This window comes from Bowdeniella nasicola (genome assembly GCF_900107735.1).
GTDB lineage: Bacteria > Actinomycetota > Actinomycetes > Actinomycetales > Actinomycetaceae > Bowdeniella > Bowdeniella massiliensis.
In genome coordinates this window covers 19,902-43,212 of the sequence record NZ_FNQV01000007.1, presented here as the reverse complement: position 1 = coordinate 43,212, position 23,311 = coordinate 19,902, and the positions used below count along the sequence as shown (strand labels likewise).

Sequence of the window (23,311 nt, the reverse complement as noted above, 5' to 3'; positions counted from 1 at the left end):
CTGAAGACAGCAGAAATTCGCGATCAAAGGGTGTGCCCCGTCCATGATTTGGCTAAGTGTTGAGCCCTCGCCGCCGGCGAAGATCGATCCGTACCTCGTGTCGCCCGGCATCTACGGATTCATGACCTTCCTTGTGCTCGCGATCTGCGGCTGGCTGCTGTTCAGCTCGTTTTCGCGACACATCCGCAAGGCCACGTTCCACGCTGATGAGCGGGAAGAAGAGCTTTACGGTGAAGCATCAGGAGACCGGCGTCGCCACATTCCGATCGACCCGAATCTCAAGCCCACCCAAGGGCCTTACGCGCAGACCGTCCTGGGGCAACGTGCTCCCGAATACGACCCGGACAGTGAAGCGCGGGAAGAGCTCGAGCGCCGCGGCGACCTAGCGTCCACTCCCTTCCCCCGCACTCCGGACGGCATTCCTTCCGTGTGGGGCGGAGACGAGGGACGCTTCAGCGAACCGTATGAGAAGCGTGCCGAGATCGTCTGGACCACGCTCCAAGAGTTGGGCCTGTCGCCATCATTCGCGCTGGCCGGTAGCGAAGACGGCGAGGTCATCATGGCCCGCGATGATGCGCGCGATGAGGAACACCTCGTCGTCGTGATCGAGGACCCGAGCGAGCATGAACTCATCGACGCGCGAATCGCTGACGGCACCCTCGCTAGCTGGCTGCGAGAGAGGTTCGAAGGCTAGGACTTCTTCTTTTTCTTGTCCTTCTTAGCCTTCTTATCTTTCTTGGACTTCTTGTCCTTGTCCTTCTTCTTCGACTTTTTATCGTCGTCCTTTTTCTTGGATTGCTTCTTGTCTTCGGACTTTTTCTTGTCCTTCTTTTTCTGCTTGTCTTTTCTGCCGTCGTCCTTAGAGTCGATCGGCTCGTAGTCGTCGACGAAGTCGGCGACCATTTCCTGCAGCTCTTCGCGCTCGGCCTCGGTCTTTGCCTCGGCCTTCGGCGCGTTCTTGTCCGCGAGCTCGATCGTCTCGGGCTCCATGGTCTCCTTCAACCGCCGCTGCTGGACATCGACGTGCCAGCGCGGAGTGGGCCACTGCAGATCCAGGTCCAGCAGGGCCTTGGTCAGCAACTCGGTGATCACGAGTCGCGAGTACCACTTGCTGTTTGCGGGCACGATGTACCAGGGCGCTTCGTCGGTGGTCGTCCTTTGGATCGCATCCTGGTAGGCCTGCTGGTAGTCCTCCCATTTGGAGCGCGCATCGATGTCATGCGGGTTGAACTTCCAGTGCTTATCTGCCCGGTCCAGGCGCTCCATGAGGCGCAGCCCCTGCTCCTGCTTGGAGATATGCAGCATCACCTTAATCACGGTGATACCGCTATCGACCGCCTTCTGCTCGAACTTCACGAGCTCCTCGTAGCGTGGCTCCCACACCGTCTTCGGTTCGAGCTTGTCGACCCGCACGACGAGGACGTCCTCGTAGTGCGAACGGTCAAAGACGCCGATCTTGCCCGCCGGCGGCAGGGCGCGGCGGATTCGCCACAGATAGTGATGCTTCTTCTCCTCTGCCGTCGGCACTCCAAAGGAGCGCAGCGCGACACCCTGGGGGTCAACCATCCCAAGCACGTGTCGGACGACGCCGCCCTTGCCCGAAGTATCCATTCCCTGCACGACCAGGAGCACGGACTTGTCACCGCCGCTGCGACCGTTGGCGTAGAGCCGTTCTTGCAGTTCGGACAGCAGTTCGCCGCGCGCCGCCATGAACTCTTCAGCGGCGGATTTGCCCGCGTCCCAGCCGGGCGTGGCATCGGGGTCGATATCGGCCAGGACGGTATCGGCGCTCGCGCGGTGAAGCTCCCAAGGGGGAGTGAGGAAGGTTGACATCGGTGGCTCCTTTCGATGCCACCAGCCTAGAGCTCCGCGCGTCACCACGCGCGTTACCTCGCTAGCGCAAGGTGAGCGCAGCCATGAAGACCGCGACGCAGTGGCAGGCGTACCCGATGACCGTGCAGACGTGGAAAATCTCGTGGAAGCCGAACCAGCGTGGTGCGGGATCCGGCCACTTCAGCGCGTAGACGACGGCCCCGAGCGTGTAGGAGATGCCGCCGGCGACCACGAGCCAAACGATCGCGGGCCCACCGGCGTGCCAGAACTGCGGCAGGAACCAGACGGCCACCCAGCCAAGGGCAATGTATAGCGGCACGTACAGCCAGCGTGGGGCGTGCAGCCACAGCACGCGCAGCAGGATTCCGGCGAGGGCGCCGCCCCAGACAACGGTGAGCACCGTCGTCGCGGTGGCGCGGTCGAGGAGGAAGAGCGAGAGCGGGGTATAGGTTCCGGCAATGAGCAAGAAAATGTTGGCGTGATCCATCCGGCGCAGGATCGCCCCGACCTTCGCGGACCACGTGCCGCGGTGATAGACCGCCGAATGCCCAAACAGCACGACGGTGCTGGCGGCAAAGATGGAGACCGCGATCTTGCCCATGGCGGTCGGGGTCAGCGCGATAAGGACGATGCCGGCGGCGAGCGCGAGCGGAGCGGTGACGGCGTGGATCCAGCCGCGGAAGCGGGGCTTGACCTGTTCGAACATATCCTCCATCCGATCAGCCATGCGGGCAGACGTGGATGACGTCGAGCGAATCTTCACGTGATGAGTCATGAACCCTCCTAACTTACGCACTCGTAACCTACGCCATCGTAACCACACGTGTTGGATAGAGTCGAGCAGAAGAAGTCCATCTCACGTCCCTATTTTCCTGACACAATGACGGAAGGGAAACCCGCCACGCACCCGCGAGGAAGGAACGCACATGGCTTTGAGCTCGCTGCTGTATCCGATGTACGAGCGACGGCTTGCGCGCCAGCTCGACAAGCACAACGTTCCGCGGCATATCGGCGTTATTTTGGACGGCAATCGGCGCTGGGCCAAGGCCCTCGGCACACCCGCCTTCCACGGACATCAAAAGGGCGCCGACAAGATCTCCGAGCTGCTCACCTGGAGCGCGGATGCGGGCGTCGACGTTGTCACCCTGTGGATGCTGTCCACCGATAACCTCTCGCGCTCCAGCGACGAGCTCAGCCAGCTGCTCGACATCATCTGCGGCGCCGTCGACAAGATCGCCGACGACGGGCGGTGGCGCCTGCGGGTCGCCGGGGCGCTCGAACTGCTGCCCGAGGCGGCCAGCACCTGTTTGGCGGAGGCCGAAGCGCGCAATCGCCGCAGCGGAGTGGCGAAGGACGCGATGGTCGTCAACGTGGCCGTCGGCTACGGGGGACGGCACGAGATCACCGACGCCGTGCGAAACTTCCTGCGCTCCCAGGCCGCGAGTGGCCGCGAACTCAGTGAGGTCGCCGATTCGCTCACCGTCGAGGACATCACCGCGCACCTGTACACTGCGGGTCTACCCGATCCGGACCTCGTCATCCGCACGAGCGGGGAGCAGCGCCTCGGCGGCTTTTTGCTGTGGCAATCCGTGCACTCTGAGTACTACTTCTGTGAGGCGTACTGGCCGGATTTTCGGCGCACCGATTTCTTGCGCGCGCTGCGTGACTACGGGCAGCGCGAACGGCGGATGGGGCGTTAGCCGAGCGCGTCGATCGCCTCGAGGTAGCCCGGCCAGCCGCGGCCGACGATGTGGGCGCTCGTCACGTCGCGGATGACGTTGATCTTGCGGAAGTCCTCGCGCGCCTCGACGTCGGAGATATGCACCTCGATGATGGGGCAGCTCAGCGCGGCCAGGGCGTCGCGCAGCGCATAGGAGTAGTGCGTCCACGCGCCGGGGTTGATGATGAGCGCATCGAAGTCGCGCTGCTCGAGCCGGTCGATCGCGCTGCCTTCGTGATTGGACTGGAAATCAGCGAGCTCATGGCCGCGCCCGGCGGCGTGCTCGCGCATCTCCGCGATGATCTCGGCAAGGCTCATCGAGCCGTAAATCTCCGGCTGGCGGGTGCCGAGCATCGAAAGGTTCGGGCCGTTGACGACGAGGATACGCATCGCTACTCCGAGATGGCCGCGAGGGCCGCATCGATTTCGGCTTCACTCACGTCATCGGCCTGGACGACCTCGCCGAGCGCCATCGGCAGGATCCAGCGCACCTTGCCGCGGTGCGATTTCTTGTCGCCCTTCAGGGCGCTCGTGACGACGGCGGGATCGAAGCGGCGGGTGAGTTCGAAACCGAGGTCCGCCGCGACGTCGTCGATGCGCTGAATGAAGGCCGGATCGGCGCCGCGCCCGCGGGCGATGTGGGCGACGGCGCGCAGGCCCAAGATGACGGCGCGGCCGTGGGGCAGGCGGTAGCCGGATTCGATCTCGAGCGCGTGGCCGATCGTGTGGCCGAGGTTCAGGTTGCGGCGCTCGCCCTCCTCGAAGGGATCGCGCTCGACGACGCCGAGCTTGAGCAGCGCGGACCGCTCGATCATGGCGTAGCGCGCCGCCAGATCGGGCTCGCTCGTCGACAGGGCGGCGCGGCCCTTGGCCTCGACGAGGTCAAAGAGCCAGGGATCGCCGATGAGGCCCGACTTCAGGGTTTCGCCCATGCCATCGAGCAGGAGATCGCGCGGCAGCGAGGTCAGCGTGGACACGTCGGCGATGACGGCGACGGGCGGCCAGAACGCGCCAGCCGAGTTCTTCGCGGCCGACAGGTCTACGGCGACCTTGCCGCCGATCGCGGCATCGCTCATCGCGAGCCACGTCGTCGGCAGTTGGATGAGCGGCGCGCCGCGCATGTACAGCGCCGCGGCGGTGCCGACGAGATCGCCCGTCGTGCCGCCGCCGAGCGCCAGCCAGGCGTCCTTGCGTTCAGCGCGCACGCTCGCGGCGAACTCCAGCAGCGCTTCGGCGGTGGCGAGGCGCTTGTTTTTCTCTCCGGCGTCGAGCAGCCACTGCCGCGAGCTCGGCAGGATGCTCATGAGGTCGGGGTGCGCGGCGGCGGGGTTCTTATCCGCCACGAGCACCGGCGTGCCGGCCGAGGCGTCCGCGAAGAGATCGGACAGGAAGGCGCCGGGCAGCCGGTCGGCAAAGGCGATCGTCGCCTGCGCCGGGCCCATCGGGTGATCTCGGCGCGTCATCATCTTGAACAGCAGGCGGCCCGGATCGGGCCGGCCGGCAGCGCGCGCCCGGCTGAGATCGGCGAGCTGCTCGGCGATGTGGGCGGCGATCCGCTCGGCCTGCGCCGTCGAATCGACGTGGATATCGGCCGCGCGGTAGTAGGGCAGGCGCTGGGTGCGGCGCTCGGCTAGCTGCTCGGCCGTCGTCGTGAGCGGCCGCTGCGTTTCATCCATCGACAACCGGTTGCGCAGCACGTGATCGGGCGCGTCGAGCCAGACGACGGTGCCCGCATGCCACAGGTGCCAGCGTGCGATCGGATCGACGACGGCGCCGCCGCCCGTGGCATAGACGGCGGCATCGCCGGTGACGACGCGGGTGATGAGCGCGCTCTCGCGGGCGCGGAAAGCAGCCTCGCCGTGGGCGCGGATATAGTCCGCGGGGCTCGCGTTCTCCTCGCGGGCAAAGACCTCGTCGAGGTCGATAAAGGGCAGGTTAAGCGAGCGCGCGAGCTCGGTCCCGACGGTCGTCTTTCCGACGCCGGGCATTCCGACGAGGATGACACTAGACATGGCTGGCTCCCAGGGTTGTCAGCAGGGCGGTAAGCATAGGGCGCACCGGGACCTCGGTTCCCGTCCAGATCTCAAGGGCGCGGGCGCCCTGGCCGGCGAGCATCCCAGCGCCGGCGCGCGCGGGTGCGCCGAGCTCGCGGGCGGCGGCCACGAGCGCGGTGGGCGTGGGCCGGTAGACGAGATCGAAGACCGCGAGATCGCTGCGCAGCAGGTCCCGATCGACGGGTAGCTGATCGGACTGCGTGCCGATTGGGGTGGCGTTAATGAGCAGGTCGCAGCGCGGCACTTCGGCCGCAATCTGCCCCCACGTGCCGGTCCGGCGCGCGAGCGTTGTGGCCTCGATACCGCGCTCGGCAAGGGCCAGGGTGACGGCGCTCGCGGCGCCGCCCGCACCGAGGACGGCGGCCCGGCGGGGCTTTGTTCCGAGGGCGTCGAGCTCGTCGAGGATCGCGGGATAGTCGGTGTTGTGGCCGATGAGGCGGTCCCCGTCGACCTCGATCGTGTTGACGGCGCCCAGGCGCGCGGCCGGGCCGGTGAGTTCGTCGACGAGTTCGGCGGCGCGCTGCTTGTGCGGGACGGTGACATTGGCGCCGCCGTCGGTGCCGCGCAGCGCGTTCAGTGCGGCGGGAAAGTCCTCGGGGCTGACGTCGCTCAGCGTGTAGCGGTGGGGCATGTCGAGGGCGGCAAAGGCCGCGGCCATGATCACCGGGGAGGCCGAATAGCCGATGTGATGGCCAAAGAGAGTGAACGTGCGCCCGGTCATGCGCCTAGTATCCCCCGGATCACTGCTGCGGCGCGTCGCGGCGTTCAGTTACCGCGGCGAGATCGGCCGCGAAGCCGGGATAGGAGACCGCCGCGCAGTGCGGATCGTCGGCGATGATCGCGCGGGGCGCCAGCTGGCTCGCGGTGAGGATCGCGGCGGCCATGGCGATGCGGTGATCGCCGTCGGTCCGGATCGTTACGGGCGGTGCGTCGGCACTGGGGTAGCGGCGCGGCGAGCCCGTGATGCGCCAGCCGTCGGGAGTTTCGGTGACGTCGATGCCGGCGGCGGTGAGCATCGCGCAGGTCAGGGCGATGCGGTCGGATTCCTTGACGCGCATCTCGGCGGCGTCGCGAAGTTCGCTGGTGCCGCCGGCGCCCGCCATCGCGAGGGCGAGGATGGGCAGTTCATCGATGAGGTCTGCGGTCTCGGCGCCCGCGATGGTGATGGGGGACAGCAGCGGTGCGGAGCGGACCTCGATCGTGCCGGAGGGTTCCGGACCGGTCGTGTCATCGGGAGTGACGGTGATGTCGGCGCCCATGTGGCGCAGCGTGGCGATCAGGGCCGTGCGGGTGGGGTTGAGGCCGACGGAGGGCAGCGTGAGGTCGGCGTCGGGGTGGATGGTGGCCGCCACGAGCCAGAAGGCCGCGGAGGACTCGTCGCCGGGGACACTGAATTCGCGCAGGGCAAGGCGCGCGGGCCCGGTGATCGTCGTGCGGGTTTGCGGGGCGCCCTCGCGGCGGATATCGACGCCACAAAAGGCGAAGAAGCGCTCGGTGTGGTCGCGCGAGGGTCCGGGCAGCGTGATGCGGGTGGTGCCGGGGGCGGCCAGCGCGGCAAAGCACAGGGCGGCGAGGACTTGGGCCGAGGGCACGGGCAGCTCGATATCGATGGAGTGCAGCGGGGCCGGGCCGGTGATCGTGACGGGGGCGGTGCCCTTTGATGTTTCGATGCGAGCACCCATCTCGCGCAGCGGCGCGGCCACCCGCTCCATGGGCCGGCTCGACAGCGAGGAATCCCCGGTGAGGGTGACGGCGCCTTCGCGATCGGCGAGCAGGCCGGCGAGGGCTCCCATGAGCAGCCGCATGCCGGTTCCCGAGTTTCCGCAATCGAGAACGAGGGGCGAGTCGGGGGCGCCGAGGGTTTCGGGGGCGCCATAGCAAGTCGCGACCAGCAGGTCGTCGGTCAGAACGTCGATGCTCAGGGCGCCGAGGTCCGCCATCGCGTGCGCGGTGGAGACGATGTCGGCGCCGGGATTCTCGATGCGCAACTGCGGCGGATCGGCGAGGCGCTCGCCGGCCAAGGCGGAGGCAATGAGGGCGCGTTGGGCCACCGATTTATTGGCCGGAACCGTGATCGTTCCGGCGAGGCGCGCGGGCCGCAAGCTCATGATTTCTCCTTCGTCGCTGCCCCTATTGTGGCGCAGCGCAAAGGTGGCGGCCGCGCTGTCCGAGTAGCGGCGAGGTGAGCAGCGGGCAAACTCTTGGCGGCCTTGCCGCCCGTTGGCGCGGCGAGCATGCACGCAGCCGGCTTGCCGGTTAGGTTTCAGATATGACGTCCACACCGCTCATCGAACGTCGAGAGGGTGTGCGCACCTATCTCATCGACACCTCCGTTCTCCTGTCCGATCCCGGCGCCCTGCAGCGATTCGCGGAGCATGATGTCGTGCTTCCGATCATCGTGGTCACGGAACTCGAGCTGAAACGCTCCCACCCCGAACTCGGCTACTACGCCCGCCAGGCCCTGCACGCGCTCGATGACCTGCGCGTCGAGTTTGGCCGGCTGGATATGCCGGTTCCCGTCGGCGACGGCGGCCGGTTGTGGGTCGATTTGCAGCACGAGAAGTCCGATGCGCTGCCGTCTGGGCTCCAGCTCGGGGACAACGATTCGCGGATCCTGTCCGTAGCCGCGCAGCTCGCGGCCGACGGCCACGACGTCGTCGTGGTCTCCAAGGACCTGCCGATGCGTGTGAAGGCCTCTGCAGTCGGCCTCGCATCCGAGGAGTATTTGGCGCAGCAGGTTATCGAGTCCGGCTGGACGGGAATGACGCGGGCCGAGCTGACCGAAGAGGAAATGTCGCAGCTGTGGGAACACGGCGAGCTCGAGATCGATAACCTGCTGGCCGGCGATGAGCTGGCCGACCAGCCTATCCATACCGGGGTGATCCTGACCTCCGCGCGTGGTTCCGCGCTCGGCACGGTCGGGGCCGACGGCAAACTGCGTGTCATCCGCACCGATCGCGAGATCTTCGGACTGCGCGGGCGCAGCGCTGAACAGCGGGTTGCGATCGAACACCTCATGAACGATGACATCGGGATCCTCTCCCTTGGCGGTCGGGCCGGAACTGGTAAGTCTGCGCTCGCCCTGGCGGCGGGCTTGGAGCTCACCCTCGAGCAGCGCAAATACCGCAAGATCATGGTCTTCCGTCCCCTATATGCCGTGGGCGGTCAGCAACTGGGCTACCTACCCGGCTCGGAGGCGGAAAAGATGGACCCGTGGGGCCAGGCCGTCTATGACACCCTGTCTGCCGTCGTTGCTCCGGAGGTGACCGAAGAAGTGGCGACACGCGGCCTGCTTGAGATCCTGCCGCTCACCCACATTCGTGGCCGCACCCTGCACGATGCCTTCGTCATCGTCGATGAGGCACAGTCGCTGGAGCGCAACGTCCTTTTGACGGTCCTATCGCGCGTGGGTCAGAACGCGAAGGTGATCCTCACCCACGACATCGCCCAGCGCGACAACCTTCGCGTGGGGCGTCACGATGGCGTCGTGGCAGTGATCGAAAAGCTCAAGAACCACAAGCTCTTCGCGCACGTGACGCTTACGAAGTCGGAGCGAAGCGAGATCGCTGATCTCGTGACAAGCCTGCTGGACTAGAGCCACTCCACCAGGCCGCTGTGCAGGTGGTATCCGGCACCGAGCACGCGGATCTTGCCGGCCTTTTCGGCTTTCGTGATCACCTGGGAGCCGCGGAGCCGATCGACGATGCGCGAAACCGTGGGGAAGAGCGAACCGTCGTCGTTGACGAGATCGGCGATGACACCGTTGGTCAACACCGAGGTTGAGCCGGGTAGGTCGACGTCCTCGCCAGCGCGGATCACTCGCGCGAACTCCAAGGCCTTGCAGCCCTCGTGGCCGAGAACGACGATGAGGGAGCATTTGGCGACGACGTGCGCGAATTCGGCTGAGGCGATGACGACATCGGTGGGGATGTGGCCGCCGTTGCGCACGACGAACATGTCGCCGAAGCCCTGATCAAACAGGATTTCCGGGGGGACGCGCGAATCCGCGCAGGAAATCACGCAGGTGTGCGGTGTTTGGCCATTCAGGAGCGTGGCGCGCGCGGCGGCGTCCTGGCGGGGGTGGTGCGGGTGCCCGGAGGCGAAGCGAGTGTTGCCTTCGATCAGGAGCTGCAGGGCCCCGTCGGGGGTGTGCCACGCATTCGTCATGGTGGCAGCTTACCGATCCTAAAAGGGGGAGGCGATGTCCCGCTCAGATAGGAAGTCCCGAACCTCGGCGGTCGTTGGCGGGTTCGCGCCGTCGCGCGATACCGTGATCGCAGAAATCGCGCTCGCCCACGTCACGACCTTGGAAAGGTCATCCTGGCTGATGGCCTTGAGTTCCTGGCGGCGGTGGGCCCCGAGCAGGTCGAGGCGACCGAGCGCATCGATGAGCCCGCCCATGAGCGAATCGCCCGCGCCCACAGTATCGGCGACGGTCGTGGAAAATGCGGGCTGGGACGCCTCACCGCTGGCACTGTAGACGCTCACGCCGTCGGCCCCTTTGGTGATGACGACGAGGCCTGCCCCGCGATCGAGCCACTCCTGGGCCACGGCCGTGACAGGGCTACCGCCGGTGAACCAATCCACGTCCTCATCGGAGGCCTTGACGATGTCGGCATTGACGAGCAGCTGGGAGATTTGGGCGAACGCCTCGTGAGGTTCACCCATGAGGGTCGGCCGGGCGTTGGGGTCTAGGGAGATCGTCGCCTGGGAGCGCAGGGCAGCGACCAGGCGCTCGACCGTGGCGGCACCGGGCTGGATCACGGTGGCGATCGATCCGGTATGGACGTGGAAGACCTCGGAGAAGTCGCCATCGGGCTGCGGGTCCCACGAGAGCTGGAAATCGTAGGTCGCGGCGCCCGCCTCGTCGAGCGTCGCGATGGCGCGGGAGGTGTCTGCCGCGGTGCGGGTGCCGGGAAAGATCTCAACCCCGGAGTCCGTGAGGTGATCGCTCAGGAGCTCGCCGTCGGCGTCGCTGCCCCATTGCGATAGGAGCGTGACCTCGTTATCGAGGCGAGCGAGACCGAGCGCGACGTTGGCGGGCGAGCCGCCCGGATGGCGGGCGACGTCCTCGCCGCGGTGGACTTCGTCGATCAGGGCCTCGCCGATCACGAGAATGGTGCCGGTCATGAACGCTCCTCGGTTGAATCCTCGGGCTGATCGCGGCGAGTCTTGGCTTCCGCGAGGCGCTCCCGCGCGCCGGCGAGCCACTCCTCGCATCGGTTGGCGAGGGCTTCGCCGCGTTCCCACAGCTGTAGTGATTCTTCCAGGCCGGCACCGCCGGACTCCAGTTGTTGGACGACGCGGACTAGTTCGTCTCGCGCTTGTTCGTAGCCGAGGGAGGCAATATCGGGGCGTTGGTCTGTCATGAGGATCCTTCCGTGAAGCTCTCGGTGGTGGCGGCAACGACTTCGACGCCGATCCGGCCGCGATGGACGATGACGTCATAACGGTCACCGACGGTGACCTGTTCGGCGTCGGTGATGACGTGGCCCTCGCGGTCACGCACGACGGCGTAGCCTCGCTCCAAGACCGTCGCGGGGGAGAGGTCCCGCACCCGTGAACGCAGCCGGGTGATATCGGCCGCGGCGAGGTCGATGAGATGAGCGACGTGCCGGGAGAGGCGCTCGCGAGTCGAAACCAGGAGCTCGGCCTGCCGGTCGAGCATGACCTCGGGGCGGGCCATGACGGGATGGCGGCGCAGCGCCGCGAGGCCTTCGGCTTCTCGCTGCAGCCGCAGCTCAATTGCCTGGTTGAGGCGCGCTTGCGCGACGGACAACTGCCGGCGCTCCTCAGCGACATCGGGCACGACGCGGCGGGCCGCGTCCGTGGGTGTGGAGGCGCGAAAATCGGCGACGAGATCGAGTAGCGGGGTATCGGTCTCATGCCCGATGGCGGACACGAGGGGAGTGACGCACGCGGACGCGACCCGAACCATGCGCTCATTGGAAAACGGCAGGAGGTCTTCCACGCTGCCGCCGCCGCGCGCGACGATGATGACGTCAACGGCTGGATCGGCATCGAGCGATTCGATCGCCTCGCATACTTCGGCCACCGCGTAGGCGCCCTGCACGGCGACTTCCCGGATGTCGAATTCGATTCCGGGCCAGCGCGCCCGGGCGTTCACGACAACGTCGTGTTCGGCCTTTGATTCCCGCCCGCACACAAGCCCGATGCGGCGCGGCAGGAAGGGTAGTGGGACCTTGCGCTTGGGATCGAACAGTCCTTCGGCTGCGAGCAAGCGCTTGAGTTCTTCTAGCTTCGCGAGCAGCGCCCCGAGCCCGACGGAGCGAATCTCCTTGGCCTGCAGCTGCAGGGAACCGCGCTTGACCCAAAACGTCGGCTTGGCGTGCAACACGACGTGTGCCCCGTCATCGATCGGCACCTCGATGGCGTCGAAGTCCCGAGCGAACATCGAGACGTTCATCGACATATCGGTGTCGGTATCGCGCAGCGTCATGAAGACCATGGCGGCGCCGGGACGGCGATTGACCTGGACGAGTTGGCCCTCCACCCACAGCGGGCTCATCTTTTTGATGTACTCATCGATCTTGGTATTGAGCAGGCGCAAGGGCCACGGGTTCTCTGCGGAGGTCTCCCGTGCGGTAGCGGCAAGCGAGCGATCGATTGGCGGCATGACTTAAGCATGTCAGAGTGCACGGACATGGCAGGGCCGATGAACGTGTCACACCCCAACGCGGCAAATTGGTCGTCACGGTAGCCTAGGGATCGTGACTACTCCGACTTCGCTTGCAGGTGCGTCCGCGTTCCCCGATGAGATCCCGGCGGTGACTCCGGGAGTCGATGCCGATCCCGATCGCAAGATCTTGCTCGCCGCCCCGCGCGGGTATTGCGCGGGCGTCGACCGTGCCGTCGACGCGGTCGAAAAGGCGCTCGAACACTACGGTGCGCCGGTGTATGTCCGCAAGGAAATCGTGCACAACAAGTTCGTTGTCGAGACGCTGACCAAGCGCGGAGCGATTTTCGTTTCGGAAACCGATGAGGTTCCCGAAGGCGCGCGGGTCGTCTTTTCCGCCCATGGTGTCTCCCCGCAGGTCCATGCGGAGGCGGCCCAGCGCCAGTTGCAGACCATCGATGCCACGTGCCCGCTGGTGACGAAGGTCCACAAGGAGGCCGTGCGGTTCGCCAACGGCGACTACGACATTCTGCTCATCGGTCACGATGGGCACGAAGAAGTCGAGGGCACACACGGTGAGGCCCCCGACCACATCCAGGTGGTCAATGGCCCGCATGAGGTCGATAAGGTCGAGGTTCGTGATCCCGACAAGGTCGTGTGGCTTTCGCAAACGACGTTGAGCGTTGACGAAACGATGGAGACCGTCGACCTGTTGCGTAAGCGGTTCCCCAAGCTGCAGGACCCGCCCTCGGACGATATTTGCTACGCGACACAAAACCGCCAGGTTGCGGTGAAGAAGCTGGCACCTGACTGCGACGTCGTGATTGTCGTCGGATCGGCGAACTCGTCAAACTCGGTGCGCCTCGTCGAGGTGGCCCTCGAGGCTGGGGCACGCGCCGCCTATCGCGTCGACAAGGCCGATGAGGTCGACCCGGAGTGGGTCAAGGATGCGAAGACCGTCGGCCTGACGTCGGGCGCTTCGGTGCCCGAGATCCTGGTCCGCGAGGTTGTCACTCGCCTCGGCGAGCTGGGGATCGGCCGGGTTGAGGAAGTCCGCACCGCCACGGAGGACATCATCTTCTCGCTACCAAAGAACCTGCGCGCCGACCTGAAAGCTGCCGGCTACCAGCCGGACCGCCCGCACAAGGTGCGACGCAACGACTAATCCTCGTCCTGGTAGCTGACCGTTCGGGGCGCGACCTCGACCTGGCGGACCTGCGGAACGTCGGCAACGCCGAGGTCAGCGAGCGCCCGTGCGTGCACGGTAAGTCTCGAATCGAATGATCCCACCGCCTTGTTATAGGCCTTGATCGAACCGTCGAGCGATTTTCCGACCCCATCGAGGTGCTGCGCAAACGTGGCGAGGCGTCGCACCATTTCCTGGCTTGCCTCCAGCAATTGGCTTGCCCGCTCGCTCACTTCCTCCCGGGACCAGGTGGCGGCGATATTGCGCAGAATCGCGAGCAGCGAGACCGGGGTGGCGAGCGAGATTCGTTTCCGCAGGGCGTATTCCAAGAGCGTTGGATCCGTGGTGCACGCGGCGGCGAGAAGGGGCTCGGCAGGAACAAACATGACGGTCAGGTCGATTCCGCCATTGAGCGCCTCGGGGTAGTTGCGGGCAGCGAGCGCATCGATGTGCCGCTTCATTGACTTTGCGTGCTCCTTCAGCAGCTCCGTGCGCCGGGCTGCGGCCTCGGCGCTCGGGTCCTCCGCGAGTTCGGTCGCGAGCAGATAGGCATCGAAGGGGACCTTGGCATCGAGCGCGATGGCGGCGCCGGCGGGCAGGTGAATGATCATGTCCGGTCGAGCGCCACCGGCGAGCCCCGTTTGCGTCGTGAAGTCGGTGTGCCGCTGCATTCCGGCTGCTTCCACGAGCCGCTCGAGTTCCACCTCACCCCACATGCCACGGCTCGAGGCGTTGCGCAGCGCCCCGGCGAGCATCGAGGTGCTGCGGGAGAGCTCGGCTCCGGTGAGCGCATGTGCCTTCAACTGCTCGCGCAGTTCGGCGGCGGCAGCCGCCTGGTCCCGCTCGGTGGTGGTGACCTGGCGATGAAGCTCGATGAGCCGCGTCTCCAGTGGACCGACCATGCGCTGCAGGGACCGATAGCCGGCCTCGTCTTCGGCCTGGCGCTCGGCCAGCGCGGTCAGCTCGGCGACTTTGCCTTCGGCGGTCCCGATCCGCATGGCCATCGCGGTCTTCTCCGCCGAGTCCTTCCGGCCCGCGAGCAGGTAGCCGAGTGCGCCTCCCACGGCCAGCGCGAGGACAACGAACACGAGAGTTAAGGCATCCATGCTCCCAGCATGACGCACCGTACCGACACGATCGCCGTCTAGTCGGAGAACCCCTCATACAGGTGTCCGCCTGGCGGTTGATGTTTCTACCAGATCCAAACACAAGAATTTCATAACGTGGATATAACGAGTACCCCGGTGATTGCCGGCGCCATCATCATCACCCTGGCGATGACGGCGCTCGCGATCTTCTTGATCTACCGTGCGCCAGGCGGCCGCTTCTTGAGAATTCTCCAGCGCCTCCTTGCGATCGTCGCCGCCTGCGTACTTGCGGTGACGACGGGCGCACTCATGGTCAACCGGCATTTTGACTTTTTTAAGCAGGCGGGCGACGCCTTTGAGTACTTCTCGGTTTTCGTGCCGAAAGGAGCTCCTACCGAGGTAGTTGCGGACCCGATCGAGCCGAGCAGTACGCCGGAGGATTCGCCCTACAAAGTCAACTTTGTCGACTCCGATGAAGAAGGCATTAAGAAGGTCAGCTTCACCGGCCCGACGTCGGGCATTACGGAAGAGATTCGCGTGTGGACGCCGCGCGGGTACGACCCTTCGAAGGGGCCGTACAACGTCATTTATTTACTCCCCGGAAACCCGGGACGGGCCGGAGCGATCCAGACCGCGATCGGCGTACAAAAGTGGGTCCAGGAAGCGATCGATGCGGGAACGCTGCCGCCCACCATTGTGGTGAGCACGTCCATGAATATCTTCGGTCAGGCCACCGACTGCGCCGACTTCACGGGCCGACCGAAGGTCGAATCGTGGATCGTCAACGACGTCCCCAACGTGATTCGCGCGAACTACAACGTCTCGACGAACAAGGATGACTGGACGATCACCGGCGTTAGTGCCGGGGCGTACTGTTCGACGAGGCTTGCCCTCACCCATCCCGACGTCTTTGGCGCCAACGTGTGGTTCCACGGCTACAACACGCCGATCGACGGCGGCCTGGCAAACAACCCGAGCGTGCGCGATGCCAACAAGCTGACGGCACTCGTCGCGAACAAGGACCGCGAGATTCCCGTCCGTCTGCTGCTGATCGGCTCGAAGGAAGACCCGGGAACGATTGAGGATGCGAACGCAATCAAGGCGAAGGCCAAGCCCGGCGACCGCATTGACGTCTTGCCCTATGACAAGGGCGGCCACGGCTGGAAGAACTGGTACAAGCAGTTCCCCGCCGCGCTGAAGTGGATCGGAGAAAACAGTGTTCGCAACTGACCTCATGTGGGGGCCAGCAACGCCCCTGGGCCTGACCTCTGCCAAGCTGGCGACGATCGTCGGTGTGCTGACGCTGGTCTGCCTGCTGATCGCGATCATCGGCCCCGAGCTCGCGCGCGATACTGAGCCGACCTCCAAGCGGCGGTGGCTGCAACGGCTGGCTCCGGCCGCAATGGTGCTGGGACAGCTCCTGTTCTGTGCCCAGGTCTTCCTGTTCGTTAACCGCATCGGCTGGTTCTACAGCTCATTTGCGGACCTGTTCGGCTAGGAACGCGACAGCAAGCCCAGCTCGAGCGCCCGCAAGACGGCCTTCGTCCGATCGCGCACGCCGAGCTTGTCCATGATCGCCGAGACGTGGTTCTTGACCGTGCCTTCCGCAAGGTGAAGCGATTCGGCGATATCCCGATTCGGCCAACCGGCCGCGAGCAGCCTGAGCACATCCAGCTCGCGGTCGGTCAGGCGCGGGATATAGGCGGGCGGCTCAGCCGGTTCCGGGTCGGCAAAGTGCGCGACGAGGGTGGCCGTAATCGCGGGCTGAATATAGCGCTGCCCGGCCGCAACCTGCCGCAGCGCAGCCGTGAGCTCCTCGAGCGTGACGTCCTTCAGCAGATAGCCGCGCGCCCCGGCGCGCATCGCGGCGACAACCTGCTCATCGTCGTCGAAGGTGGTCAATACGAGAACGGGCGTGGGGTCCTGGTCCTCCCGCAGCCGCGTCAGGACGCCGATGCCGTCGAGGCGGGGCATGCGAAGGTCGAGCAGGAGCACATCGGGCCGGTGGCTCGCGACGAGCTTGAGGGCCTGCTCGCCATCGCTTGCTTCCGCGACGACGTCGATGCCGGGATCGAGCCCGAGCAGGGAGACGATCCCGGCGCGCACCAGGAATTGATCGTCCGCGAGGAGAACTCGAAGCCGGTTAGACATGCACGCTCCTAGCGGCCGGGGCAGTGAGCTCGACGGTAAAGCCGGGCGGGTCCGGATCGAAGTGGGCGCTGCCGCCGATCGCGCTCATGCGTTCGACCATGCCCCGCATGCCATTGCCCACCGCGAGTTCGCTGACGCCATTGCCGTCGTCGGTAATGCGAAGCCGCAGCAGGTCGCCCTCGCGCACACCGCGAACCCGGATCGCGGAGGCATCCGCGTGCCGCACCGCGTTGGTGATCGCCTCTTGCGTGGCAAGCAGGAGGTCCCCCACGAGCTCCGGATCGACCGTGAAGTCCGGCGCGATATCGACAATCAGCCTGGGGGAGGGAATGCGGCGGGCGAAGGCCTCAAGCCGCGCGAGGAACGGGTCGTCGTCATCGCCGCGAAGCTGGGAGACGACCTCCCTGATCTCCGACAGCGCGCGCTTGGCGAGCAGGCGGGATTGTTCGACGTGGTCATGAGCCGGCGCGCCCGCCGTCAGGTGGCTCGCCGCCTCGAGGTTCACCGCGAGCGCGGAGAGCTGGTGCCCGACGCGGTCGTGAAGGTCGCGAGAGATCCGCAGGCGTTCGGCAGCGCGCGTCGTCTCGGCCAGTTTGGATTGCGCGGCAGCTAGCTCGGCGCGGGCCTCGGCCTCGCGTAGCAGCAAGCCAGAGACGAACACCGCGAACAGCGAGAGCAGAGCAATCAGCAGGACGTTGATCAGCCAGTTGAGGCCGGGGTTGGCTAGCGCCACGATGCACTGGGCCGCGACGAAGACGTAGCCAGCGCGCTGCGAAAACTGGAGCGCGACGACGGCGGCGGCAATCACGAGCGCCGCAAAGGCGAGGCCGCCCGCGACGTCAACGAACGGCAGCGCGAGGGTGCTGAGCGCAATGACGACGGCGGCCGCCCGCTCCACCGTCATGTTGCGCGCAACGAACATGACGAGATGCCCGAGGAGACCAATCCCGTAGCAGACCCAGAACAGCACGGGTAGGGGCGGCAGCAGGCTCGCCGCCGCGATTCCGATGAGGCCATAGGCGCCGATGCCGACCCAACCGAGGCCGCGTTCGAGCGGATCGATGGCGTCGGCAGGGGGATTCATGACTCCACCGTAGCGGGCGGCGCGATCGCCCACAGGTGCCACAAGTCATGGGTGGGCACACGCGATACTCGTGACCGCGGACCCTGCCCAGCGCCGCGAGCCGCCCCTAGCGTGAAAGACATGAACACCGCAGTGCTCGCCACCGACCTCACCAAGATCTTTTCGGCCCGCAGCTCCCGCACGACGGAGGAGATTCGGGCCGTCGACGGCGTCTCCTTTGACATCGCTCGTGGCACGACGACGGCGATCCTCGGGCCGAATGGCGCCGGCAAGACCACGACGATCGAGATGATGCTCGGGCTGCAGTTGCCGACGAGCGGGTCCGTGCGCGTGCTTGGCGGCTCACCAACGGATCGGGCGGTGCGCGCCCGCGTCGGCGCGATGCTGCAGGATACGGATGCGCCCACCTCGCTGACCGCCGCCGAGATCCTCGACCTCGTCGGCCACTATTACCCGGCGCCGCTGCCCGTCGCGGAGGTCCTCGACTTTGCCGACCTCACGGCCCACCGCACCAAGACCGTCGGCCAGCTCTCTGGCGGTCAGCGCCAGCGCCTGAGCTTTGGCATCGCCATCATCGGCGATCCCGACGTCCTCTACCTCGACGAACCCACCGCCGCCCTCGACGTCATGGCCCGGCGGCGATTTTGGGAGGGCCTTGCCGCCTTCACGGCCCGCGGTGCGACGGTCATCTTCTCCTCCCATAACCTCGCGGAGGTCGAAGCCAATGCCGAACGCGTCATCATGCTCGCGGGCGGCCGGATCGTCGCCGACGGCAGCCCAACTGAGCTCGCCGCGAAATCCGCGCGCATGGTCCTCGCCTTCCAATCCGACGCACCCGCCGAGCGCTTCGCTGAGCTCGCCGGCGTCATCGGCGTCGAACAGAGCGCCGACGGGCTGCGCCTTGCCGCCACCGACGCTGACGCCGCCGTCGCGGCGCTCGTCACCTCCGGCCTGCCCTTCAGCCAGCTCACCGTCACCCGCGCCTCCCTGGAGGACGCCTTCATCCACGTCGCGAACAACCAGAAAGTCGAGGCCCACGCATGAGCGCCCTGGCCGCCCAAGTCCGCGCCGAAGTCACCCGCTTTCGTCGCCTGCCCGAATACGTCGTCGGCGTCGTGCTGCTGCCGGTCATCCTCTTTGCGATGTTCGGCCTGACTAACCGCGATAACGTCCTGCCCTCGGGCCTTGCCGTGCCCGGTATCCTCGTCGTCTCCTTTGCGGCCTACGGCGTCGTGAGCCAGTCGCTGTTCTCCTTCGGATCGGATCTCGCCACCGAGCGCGCCCAGGGCTGGCTGCGCCGGATGCGCGCGACCCCGATGACGATGACGACGTACTTCGGCGGCAAACTCGCGATGAACATCATCTTCGCCATCGCGATGGTCGCCCTCCTGCTCGCCACCGCGAGCCTGTTCGGCAAGGTGGACTTTCACTGGCCGCGCGCCCTTGCCGCCGCCGCGATCTGCGTCAGCGGCGCTATCTGGTTCGCGCCGTTCGGGGCGGCCATCGCCTACTGGGCGCGCCCGGGAGCGGCGACGACGATCGTTAACCTCGTCTTCTTGCCGCTGTCCTTCCTCTCCGGCTTCTTCATGCCGCTCGCCCAGCTGCCCGAGGTCTTCCAGAAGGTCGCGCCCTTCCTGCCGACCTACCACTTCGGCGCCCTGGCCTGGCGTACGCTCGCCGAACCGGCTGACCTCGAATTCATCATGACGGACCCCGCCATCAACCTGTGGCTCTCGGCGGGCATTGTCGCCGCGTGGTTTCTCGCCGCGAGCGTCCTCGCGATAGCCGGTTACCGGCTGGAACAGCGCCGCGAGCGTCGCTAACGGCACACCACTTCCGCCCTAGCAAGGAGGTAAAGTGGGACGACGTGGCCTTAACTATCGGAATCGCAGGACTGCCCAACGTCGGCAAGTCGACCCTCTTCAACGCCCTGACCCGCGCGAGCGTGCTCGCCGCGAACTATCCCTTCGCGACGATTGAACCGAACGTCGGCGTCGTCCCGCTGCCGGACGAACGGTTGAAGGTCCTGGCCGAGATCTTCGGCTCGCAAAAAATCCTGCCCGCCACGGTCTCCTTCGTCGACATCGCCGGCATCGTGCGCGGCGCCTCGGAAGGCGAGGGTCTCGGCAACCAGTTCCTCGCCAACATCCGCGAGGCCGACGCCATCTGCCAGGTCACCCGCGCCTTTTCCGATCCCGACGTCGTCCACGTCGACGGCCGCGTCGATCCCGCCGCCGATATCGAGACCATCGCCACCGAGCTCATCCTCGCCGATCTGCAAACCCTGGAGCGCGCCATCCCGCGGCTCGAAAAGGAGGTCCGCGGCAAGAAGGTCGACAAGGCCGTCCTCGACACGGCGCTCGGCGCCAAAGACCTGCTCGAGCGCGGCATCCTGCTCTCCAAGGGTGCGGCCGAGGCGGGCCTCGATCCTGAGCATCTCGCCACCTTCCAGCTCATGACGAGCAAGCCGTTCATCTTCGTCTTCAACACCGACGACGAGGGCCTCGCAGATACCGAGATGCAGGAGCGCCTGCGCGCCCTCGTCGCCCCCGCCGAGGCGATCTTCCTCGACGCGAAGTTCGAATCCGAGCTCGTGGAACTGGAGGAGGACGAAGCCGCCGAGATGCTCGCCGAAGCCGGCATCACCGAGTCCGGCCTGGACCAGCTCGCGCGCGTCGGCTTCGATACCCTCGGCCTGCAGACCTACCTCACCGCCGGCCCCAAGGAGGCCCGCGCGTGGACCATCCGCAAGGGCTGGAAAGCGCCCCAGGCCGCCGGCGTCATCCACACCGACTTCGAAAAGGGCTTCATCAAGGCCGAGGTCATCTCCTTTGCCGACCTCGTCGAGCAGGGCTCGATCGCCGAGGCCCGCGCCCACGGCAAGATGCGCATGGAGGGCAAGGACTACGTCATGGCCGACGGCGACGTCGTCGAATTCAGGTTCAACGTCTAAGGCGTTGGTATTTCAACGATCTGCGTCCAGTAAGAACCTACTGGACGGGGCGGTTACTGGAAGTTATTGGAAGATTACTGGACGCTGAGAGGTAAGAGCGATGGACCCGAACACGGTTGCGGCAGTCGTCGCGGCAATCGGCGCTGTCGCAGCAGCCGTGGCGGCGTTCGTTGCGCTCAGACCCGCGAACAAGGCTGTTGAACAGTCGAAGGAACAGACCAAGATCCAGCGGGATCTGATGGTTCAGGCGGCACAGCCTTACGTGTGGGCGGACATCCAACCGGACAATCAGCAAGGCACGATGCTTCAGTTGGTGGTCGGCAACGTCGGACCAACGATGGCTCGCAACGTCAAAGTGGTCATCGATCCAGCGATCCCTGAGCATCCCGCGTACTCGGGTGCCACGGCGGTGGCTCAGGAACGGCTGCGCGACGGCATCCTCTCTCTGGCACCGCGACGAGTGATCCGATGGTCTCTCGGTCGCAGCTTTGACCTTCTCGAAGACAAGGATGACGCGACCATCTATCGCCTCCGTGTGACTGCGGACGGTCCCTATGGTGCGCTGGAGCCGGTCGAGTTTGAGGTTCGACCGAGAGACTGGCGTGAAGCACGGGACGCACCTGACGGCTCGCTCCACCACGTTCGCAAAGAGATTAAGAAACTGGCTGATGAAGCCAAAGGACTACGCACCTACATCCAGCAGGCGGGGATCGTGGCTCTCGTGAGGAGTGACATCATCGAGACCACACTCGCTGACTCCATCGTTCAGCGTCACCCAGAAGAGATTGAAGCCGCCACGACGGGCGAAGAAGAGGGTCAAGTTGAAGTACAAGACTGACGTTGATGTCAAGAAGGCGCTGGGGATTGAATCCTTCAGGAACCTGTCAAAAGAGAACGTCATGAGGTTCGCGGCAATGATGCCCGATATGGACAAGGAAGTCGCTCTCAAGGTAGTAGCGCAGTTCCCCGAGTTCAAAGCATTCGCACTGGAAGCAATAAACACGATCCAGACGGCTCAGGAGAAGTCCTTAGCGAGTAACAGCGAGAGCCAAGCACAGGTTCATCAAGCGTGGTCCGATGTGCGTGCGATCCTGAAGGGGCAACTCGATGATGATGAACTCACCTGGGAACAGAAGAAGGACATCCTTGATCTGATCATGGAGACTGCCCGACAAGAGTCAGCGAAGGACTCCGAGAACAAGCAGTTTCTCAAGGACCTCACCAAGTATGTCGCGTACGGAGTCGCCGGGGTTGCAGCCGCTGCCGTGGTCTTTGTCGGGGGACGTGTCGGTATAGATCAGTTCCTCAACAAGGATGACGAAGAGGCGTAGGTAACAAGACCTTTCACAGTCGCCACATCTTCCCTGTGAAGGGCTGCCCTTCGCGGTCGAGCAGTTTGACGAACTCAACCTTCGAACCGATCCCAGCGTCCTTCGCAGCCTGATGTACCTTGCGAGCGAACGCCTCGCTCTTCATCACGTAGATGATCTTCTTGAACTGTCTGTCCTGGGCGTAGGCGGCCATCACCTGTCTCAACTCTTTCGGAGACTTTCCTGAGATCTCCACCTCGACGGCGAACGACACAGGCTCAGCACTCGTCCTCAGGTGCTCACGGTTGATCACGAAGTCAGGGCGGTGGGTCTTGCCGGTGCCCTTGATATCCACCGGAACCCACAACGACGGGTAGAGAGTTGCGACCTCAGACCAGGCGACTTTGCCCGCCTCGGCGGCTCTGTAGGCGTCACGGAGCACAGAGACAGCCATCACAGCCTGGTCTGCCGAACGTTGCTTGACGACATCCATGAACGCGCGCTCGATGGCGGTCTCACTCAGAACCTCAGCCAGTTCGATCCTTCCCACCGACGAGCCGAGCGACGAATACAAGCCAGTCAGGATCGCTTGGTTGATGCTCAGCGTGTGCTTCACATAGATCGGGTTGATGTCCGAAGCCTTCAACGAGACGACCTCGAACGGCTCCAGGTTGCCTTCATCGAGCAAGCGCTTCAGACCGTTCTTGCCCAAAGTCCAGAGCGTGCGACCATCGAACAAGGTCGTTCCATTGACCATGTGCTGCCACTCGTTGAGACCACGAAGGCGATGTGCAGCTGAACTGTTGGTCACTCCAAGCAACTGTCCGACCTGTGCTGCGGTAGCGAAGCGACCCTTGCCAAGGAACTCGAACACGGCGATGTCACGCTCAGTGATCTTCTCTCGGAGTGCCCGTCCAAGGTCTCGACGTGCTGGCAGGTCAGTTCCACGCGCCAGGTGGCGCTGCGGTCGATGTGCAATGAGGGTGGGTATAGGAGCTGTCGGAGCTCATCGCGCTGAGTCGGCGAAAGTGGCGGGAACGGGCAGCACAGATGGCAGTGCTCCACCCTGTTGTTCTCGAGACGCCAAACCCCCATGTTGCATGCCGCGTGCTCGGCTCGGAACTCGGCATTGTCGGCGTCGATCAGCGCAAGGCTCTCTTCATCAGTCCCCAGGGCTGCCTCACCGAGAAGGGCGCGCCCACAGGCGCGACGTGGCTCGCCCGCTGCATAGGCTTCGTACGTCAGCTGGGGGTCGTTGCCTGCCCATTCCATCCGCTTTGCCTCCGCTGCTTGGG

Annotated in this window: 25 protein-coding genes; 11 read left to right on the top strand and 14 right to left on the bottom strand. The window is 65.3% G+C overall.

Going from position 1 to position 23,311, the window contains the following annotated elements:
- The first annotated feature begins 43 nt into the window (after positions 1 to 43).
- Complete coding sequence (locus tag BLU67_RS06515; RefSeq protein ID WP_092563922.1) at positions 44 to 694, top strand: hypothetical protein; 651 nt, start codon at positions 44 to 46, stop codon at positions 692 to 694.
- On the opposite strand, the gene BLU67_RS06510 is transcribed toward BLU67_RS06515, so the two are convergent.
- Together BLU67_RS06510 and trhA are read right to left on the bottom strand one after the other, a co-directional pair.
- Positions 691 to 1,833: a PPK2 family polyphosphate kinase gene (locus tag BLU67_RS06510; protein WP_092563919.1), complete on the bottom strand. Its 1,143-nt coding sequence runs from the start codon at positions 1,831 to 1,833 to the stop codon at positions 691 to 693. The genes BLU67_RS06515 and BLU67_RS06510 overlap by 4 nt on opposite strands.
- A 61-nt stretch (positions 1,834 to 1,894) precedes the next feature.
- The gene (trhA, locus tag BLU67_RS06505; protein WP_092564144.1) at positions 1,895 to 2,560 is read right to left on the bottom strand and encodes a PAQR family membrane homeostasis protein TrhA; all 666 of its coding nucleotides are present in this window, start codon (positions 2,558 to 2,560) and stop codon (positions 1,895 to 1,897) included.
- 199 nt (positions 2,561 to 2,759) lie between these two features.
- Between trhA and BLU67_RS06500 the strand changes: the two genes are divergently transcribed.
- On the top strand, positions 2,760 to 3,533 hold the full coding sequence (locus tag BLU67_RS06500) for an isoprenyl transferase (RefSeq protein ID WP_092563916.1): 774 nt from the start codon (positions 2,760 to 2,762) through the stop codon (positions 3,531 to 3,533).
- Here BLU67_RS06500 and BLU67_RS06495 read toward each other — a convergent pair.
- Genes BLU67_RS06495 through aroA form a run of 4 tightly spaced genes read right to left on the bottom strand, consistent with a single transcriptional unit; the run spans position 3,530 to position 7,715 of the window.
- On the bottom strand, positions 3,530 to 3,943 hold the full coding sequence (locus BLU67_RS06495; protein ID WP_092563913.1) for a type II 3-dehydroquinate dehydratase: 414 nt from the start codon (positions 3,941 to 3,943) through the stop codon (positions 3,530 to 3,532). The genes BLU67_RS06500 and BLU67_RS06495 overlap by 4 nt on opposite strands.
- Positions 3,944 to 3,945: 2 nt before the next feature.
- On the bottom strand, positions 3,946 to 5,565 hold the full coding sequence (locus BLU67_RS06490; protein WP_092563910.1) for a bifunctional shikimate kinase/3-dehydroquinate synthase: 1,620 nt from the start codon (positions 5,563 to 5,565) through the stop codon (positions 3,946 to 3,948).
- Complete coding sequence (locus BLU67_RS06485) at positions 5,558 to 6,328, bottom strand: shikimate dehydrogenase family protein (RefSeq protein ID WP_092563907.1); 771 nt, start codon at positions 6,326 to 6,328, stop codon at positions 5,558 to 5,560. Before BLU67_RS06485 ends, BLU67_RS06490 begins: the two co-directional genes overlap by 8 nt.
- Positions 6,329 to 6,347: 19 nt before the next feature.
- Positions 6,348 to 7,715 carry a 3-phosphoshikimate 1-carboxyvinyltransferase gene (gene aroA / locus BLU67_RS06480; RefSeq protein WP_092563904.1) on the bottom strand — a complete coding sequence of 456 codons (1,368 nt, stop codon included), beginning with the start codon at positions 7,713 to 7,715 and terminating at the stop codon, positions 6,348 to 6,350.
- A 161-nt stretch (positions 7,716 to 7,876) separates the two neighbouring features.
- Here aroA and BLU67_RS06475 point away from each other — a divergent pair, with 161 nt between their 5' ends.
- Entirely contained in the window at positions 7,877 to 9,202 is a 1,326-nt protein-coding gene (locus BLU67_RS06475) for a PhoH family protein (RefSeq protein WP_092563901.1), read from the top strand.
- Here the strand turns inward: BLU67_RS06475 and BLU67_RS06470 are convergent.
- Genes BLU67_RS06470 through xseA form a run of 4 tightly spaced genes read right to left on the bottom strand, consistent with a single transcriptional unit; the run spans position 9,199 to position 12,244 of the window.
- The gene (locus tag BLU67_RS06470) at positions 9,199 to 9,774 is read right to left on the bottom strand and encodes a carbonic anhydrase (RefSeq protein ID WP_092563898.1); all 576 of its coding nucleotides are present in this window, start codon (positions 9,772 to 9,774) and stop codon (positions 9,199 to 9,201) included. The genes BLU67_RS06475 and BLU67_RS06470 overlap by 4 nt on opposite strands.
- 18 nt (positions 9,775 to 9,792) lie before the next feature.
- On the bottom strand, positions 9,793 to 10,737 hold the full coding sequence (locus BLU67_RS06465) for a carbohydrate kinase family protein (protein ID WP_092563895.1): 945 nt from the start codon (positions 10,735 to 10,737) through the stop codon (positions 9,793 to 9,795).
- Positions 10,734 to 10,976 carry an exodeoxyribonuclease VII small subunit gene (locus BLU67_RS06460; protein ID WP_092563892.1) on the bottom strand — a complete coding sequence of 81 codons (243 nt, stop codon included), beginning with the start codon at positions 10,974 to 10,976 and terminating at the stop codon, positions 10,734 to 10,736. The genes BLU67_RS06465 and BLU67_RS06460 overlap by 4 nt, the downstream gene beginning before the upstream one ends.
- Positions 10,973 to 12,244, bottom strand: coding sequence for an exodeoxyribonuclease VII large subunit (xseA, locus tag BLU67_RS06455; RefSeq protein WP_092563889.1), 1,272 nt, complete (start codon positions 12,242 to 12,244; stop codon positions 10,973 to 10,975). Before xseA ends, BLU67_RS06460 begins: the two co-directional genes overlap by 4 nt.
- Positions 12,245 to 12,386: 142 nt before the next feature.
- On the opposite strand from xseA, the gene BLU67_RS06450 reads away from it, so the two are divergent.
- Positions 12,387 to 13,409, top strand: a complete 1,023-nt coding sequence (locus BLU67_RS06450) for a 4-hydroxy-3-methylbut-2-enyl diphosphate reductase (protein WP_092564141.1) — start codon at positions 12,387 to 12,389, stop codon at positions 13,407 to 13,409.
- On the opposite strand, the gene BLU67_RS06445 is transcribed toward BLU67_RS06450, so the two are convergent.
- Positions 13,406 to 14,536 carry a DNA recombination protein RmuC gene (locus tag BLU67_RS06445; RefSeq protein ID WP_092563886.1) on the bottom strand — a complete coding sequence of 377 codons (1,131 nt, stop codon included), beginning with the start codon at positions 14,534 to 14,536 and terminating at the stop codon, positions 13,406 to 13,408. The genes BLU67_RS06450 and BLU67_RS06445 overlap by 4 nt on opposite strands.
- Positions 14,537 to 14,653: 117 nt before the next feature.
- Here BLU67_RS06445 and BLU67_RS06440 point away from each other — a divergent pair, with 117 nt between their 5' ends.
- Together BLU67_RS06440 and BLU67_RS06435 are read left to right on the top strand one after the other, a co-directional pair.
- Positions 14,654 to 15,748 (top strand): alpha/beta hydrolase, encoded by a 1,095-nt coding sequence (locus BLU67_RS06440; protein WP_143027357.1) that lies wholly within the window; start codon positions 14,654 to 14,656, stop codon positions 15,746 to 15,748.
- Positions 15,735 to 16,016, top strand: coding sequence for a hypothetical protein (locus BLU67_RS06435; RefSeq protein WP_092563881.1), 282 nt, complete (start codon positions 15,735 to 15,737; stop codon positions 16,014 to 16,016). The genes BLU67_RS06440 and BLU67_RS06435 overlap by 14 nt, the downstream gene beginning before the upstream one ends.
- Here BLU67_RS06435 and BLU67_RS06430 read toward each other — a convergent pair.
- Together BLU67_RS06430 and BLU67_RS06425 are read right to left on the bottom strand one after the other, a co-directional pair.
- Complete coding sequence (locus BLU67_RS06430; RefSeq protein ID WP_092563878.1) at positions 16,013 to 16,669, bottom strand: response regulator; 657 nt, start codon at positions 16,667 to 16,669, stop codon at positions 16,013 to 16,015. The genes BLU67_RS06435 and BLU67_RS06430 overlap by 4 nt on opposite strands.
- On the bottom strand, positions 16,662 to 17,753 hold the full coding sequence (locus BLU67_RS06425) for a sensor histidine kinase (RefSeq protein WP_143027356.1): 1,092 nt from the start codon (positions 17,751 to 17,753) through the stop codon (positions 16,662 to 16,664). Before BLU67_RS06425 ends, BLU67_RS06430 begins: the two co-directional genes overlap by 8 nt.
- Before the next feature lie 120 nt (positions 17,754 to 17,873).
- Between BLU67_RS06425 and BLU67_RS06420 the strand changes: the two genes are divergently transcribed.
- The 5 genes from BLU67_RS06420 (at position 17,874) to BLU67_RS06400 (ending at position 22,037) form a co-directional block, all read left to right on the top strand.
- Positions 17,874 to 18,797, top strand: coding sequence for an ABC transporter ATP-binding protein (locus tag BLU67_RS06420; protein WP_092563872.1), 924 nt, complete (start codon positions 17,874 to 17,876; stop codon positions 18,795 to 18,797).
- Positions 18,794 to 19,576, top strand: a complete 783-nt coding sequence (locus BLU67_RS06415) for an ABC transporter permease (protein WP_092563869.1) — start codon at positions 18,794 to 18,796, stop codon at positions 19,574 to 19,576. The genes BLU67_RS06420 and BLU67_RS06415 overlap by 4 nt, the downstream gene beginning before the upstream one ends.
- A gap of 44 nt (positions 19,577 to 19,620) precedes the next feature.
- Complete coding sequence (ychF, locus tag BLU67_RS06410; RefSeq protein ID WP_092563866.1) at positions 19,621 to 20,706, top strand: redox-regulated ATPase YchF; 1,086 nt, start codon at positions 19,621 to 19,623, stop codon at positions 20,704 to 20,706.
- A 100-nt stretch (positions 20,707 to 20,806) separates the two neighbouring features.
- Positions 20,807 to 21,544, top strand: a complete 738-nt coding sequence (locus tag BLU67_RS06405; RefSeq protein WP_092563863.1) for a hypothetical protein — start codon at positions 20,807 to 20,809, stop codon at positions 21,542 to 21,544.
- Positions 21,528 to 22,037, top strand: a complete 510-nt coding sequence (locus BLU67_RS06400) for a hypothetical protein (RefSeq protein ID WP_092563860.1) — start codon at positions 21,528 to 21,530, stop codon at positions 22,035 to 22,037. The genes BLU67_RS06405 and BLU67_RS06400 overlap by 17 nt, the downstream gene beginning before the upstream one ends.
- Before the next feature lie 13 nt (positions 22,038 to 22,050).
- Here the strand turns inward: BLU67_RS06400 and BLU67_RS06395 are convergent, their stop codons facing one another.
- Positions 22,051 to 22,890: a hypothetical protein gene (locus BLU67_RS06395; RefSeq protein ID WP_143027355.1), complete on the bottom strand. Its 840-nt coding sequence runs from the start codon at positions 22,888 to 22,890 to the stop codon at positions 22,051 to 22,053.
- Positions 22,891 to 23,311 lie beyond the last annotated feature (421 nt).

Excerpts from the sequence above, each read along its gene's own strand:
- BLU67_RS06465 (WP_092563895.1), bottom strand. The coding sequence starts at position 10,737 with ATGACCGGCACCATTCTCGTGATCGGCGAGGCCCTGATCGACGAAGTC.
- aroA (WP_092563904.1), bottom strand. The coding sequence starts at position 7,715 with ATGAGCTTGCGGCCCGCGCGCCTCGCCGGAACGATCACGGTTCCGGCC.
- BLU67_RS06495 (WP_092563913.1), bottom strand. The coding sequence starts at position 3,943 with ATGCGTATCCTCGTCGTCAACGGCCCGAACCTTTCGATGCTCGGCACC.
- BLU67_RS06485 (WP_092563907.1), bottom strand. The coding sequence starts at position 6,328 with ATGACCGGGCGCACGTTCACTCTCTTTGGCCATCACATCGGCTATTCG.
- BLU67_RS06430 (WP_092563878.1), bottom strand. The coding sequence starts at position 16,669 with ATGTCTAACCGGCTTCGAGTTCTCCTCGCGGACGATCAATTCCTGGTG.
- BLU67_RS06475 (WP_092563901.1), top strand. The coding sequence starts at position 7,877 with ATGACGTCCACACCGCTCATCGAACGTCGAGAGGGTGTGCGCACCTAT.
- xseA (WP_092563889.1), bottom strand. The coding sequence starts at position 12,244 with ATGCCGCCAATCGATCGCTCGCTTGCCGCTACCGCACGGGAGACCTCC.
- BLU67_RS06425 (WP_143027356.1), bottom strand. The coding sequence starts at position 17,753 with ATGAATCCCCCTGCCGACGCCATCGATCCGCTCGAACGCGGCCTCGGT.
- BLU67_RS06460 (WP_092563892.1), bottom strand. The coding sequence starts at position 10,976 with ATGACAGACCAACGCCCCGATATTGCCTCCCTCGGCTACGAACAAGCG.
- BLU67_RS06415 (WP_092563869.1), top strand. The coding sequence starts at position 18,794 with ATGAGCGCCCTGGCCGCCCAAGTCCGCGCCGAAGTCACCCGCTTTCGT.
- BLU67_RS06515 (WP_092563922.1), top strand. The coding sequence starts at position 44 with ATGATTTGGCTAAGTGTTGAGCCCTCGCCGCCGGCGAAGATCGATCCG.
- BLU67_RS06405 (WP_092563863.1), top strand. The coding sequence starts at position 20,807 with ATGGACCCGAACACGGTTGCGGCAGTCGTCGCGGCAATCGGCGCTGTC.
- BLU67_RS06445 (WP_092563886.1), bottom strand. The coding sequence starts at position 14,536 with ATGGATGCCTTAACTCTCGTGTTCGTTGTCCTCGCGCTGGCCGTGGGA.
- trhA (WP_092564144.1), bottom strand. The coding sequence starts at position 2,560 with ATGGCTGATCGGATGGAGGATATGTTCGAACAGGTCAAGCCCCGCTTC.
- BLU67_RS06490 (WP_092563910.1), bottom strand. The coding sequence starts at position 5,565 with ATGTCTAGTGTCATCCTCGTCGGAATGCCCGGCGTCGGAAAGACGACC.
- BLU67_RS06500 (WP_092563916.1), top strand. The coding sequence starts at position 2,760 with ATGGCTTTGAGCTCGCTGCTGTATCCGATGTACGAGCGACGGCTTGCG.
- BLU67_RS06470 (WP_092563898.1), bottom strand. The coding sequence starts at position 9,774 with ATGACGAATGCGTGGCACACCCCCGACGGGGCCCTGCAGCTCCTGATC.
- BLU67_RS06420 (WP_092563872.1), top strand. The coding sequence starts at position 17,874 with ATGAACACCGCAGTGCTCGCCACCGACCTCACCAAGATCTTTTCGGCC.
- BLU67_RS06510 (WP_092563919.1), bottom strand. The coding sequence starts at position 1,833 with ATGTCAACCTTCCTCACTCCCCCTTGGGAGCTTCACCGCGCGAGCGCC.